Below are 1,485 nucleotides of genomic sequence, written 5' to 3'. Positions count from 1 at the left end.
ACTTTGACACACTAACTGGCGCCGCTAACCGGCGATTATTTGAAGACCGCTGCAAACAAGGCATAGAAACGGCGAAGCGCTATAACACCCAACTAGCTTTAATTAGCATCGATATCGATCACTTTAAAAAGATAAACGACACACTCGGTCATGATATTGGCGACGCACTATTGATAGAGCTAGTCGAACGTCTTACGCAGGGCATGCGCAAAGAAGACACCATCGCACGCCTCGGCGGAGATGAATTTGCAATACTACTATCGAATATTTCGGGTCAAGACGGCGCTGAGCTCGTCGGCCGCAATCTAATCGAACACATCACAAAGCCTATAGAAGTAAAAAACAATGAGCTAATTATCACCTCAAGCCTAGGGATTACACTTTTCCCCGACGATGGTGACAGCTATGAAAAACTACTCAAAAATGCCGACATGGCGATGTATAAAGCAAAAAATGCGGGTAGAAATAACATTCAATTTTATAACGAAGAAATGAACAAAGAGATGCAACGACAATGCGAAATTGAACAAGCATTGCGGACTGCCATCAACACAAATCAATTTGAGCTTTATTATCAGCCCATTATCGACATCAATAATGGAGAGATCGTTGCACTTGAGGCGCTCACCCGATGGAATCACCCGAGCAAAGGAATATTACTTCCGGATGACTTTTTAAGCATTGCGGATCAAACAGGACTATTGCAGATCATTGGAAAATGGGCATTTAACCAATTATGCATTGAAGCAAAATCAATCGAGAAAGCTTGTGGTAAACAACTTTCTTATGCGTTCAATCTTACTCGCAAACAATACAACCACCCTAGTCTGCTGAATATGCTTAAAGGAGCCTGCATAGAGCACAGCTTTAATCCCAATCGTCTAATACTAGAGCTGTCAGAGAACACTCTTGCTCAATCTAGTAGCGACACCATTAAACAACTCAAAACACTCAAGAGTTTCGGTTGTGTCATTACTATTGATGGCTTTGGCGCGAACTCATCATCGCTAACGCAGCTCGACAGTCTCCCCATCGATATGATCAAACTCGATCGACAAACCGTAGCGAGTTGCCTGCACAACAAAAAGAACAAACTTGTTATTGAATCTTTGCTCGCGATTGCCAAACAACTTGGCATAAAGAGCTTTGCATCCGGCGTGGAAAACCTGTCGCAAGAATCATTTTTGCAGAGAAATCACTGCCAATACGTGCAAGGGTTTATGTATTCGGAGGCGCTACCTGCCGAACACCTTATTGCCTTGCTGCTAAACAACGCCCGTGAGAAAGAATTACATTCGGGAGATCAAATAGCATTACCACTCGGGATCACAGAACTATAAGACGCCCTTTAAGCGTCCTGTAGCTCACCAACAATCGCTTCATGCAATGCCAGAAATTGATCAGTCGAACCGTGCTTAGGTGCAGAAGAGACCAGCGGCTTAATATTTTGGTGAGACTCTTTCATTTTTACGCTGGCTGATAATT

1 protein-coding gene is annotated in these 1,485 nt (G+C 43.4%); it reads left to right on the top strand.

Annotation, left to right across the window (positions count from 1 at the left end):
- Positions 1-1,340: bifunctional diguanylate cyclase/phosphodiesterase (locus A3738_RS24900; RefSeq protein WP_156504482.1), on the top strand; the 1,340-nt coding region annotated here is incomplete at its 5' end.
- Positions 1,341-1,485: the final 145 nt, after the last annotated feature.

The sequence above is a fragment of the Oleiphilus sp. HI0066 genome (assembly GCF_001635725.1).
Note: the sequence above shows the minus strand (reverse complement) of the source record. Positions and strands in the feature narration are given on the sequence as shown.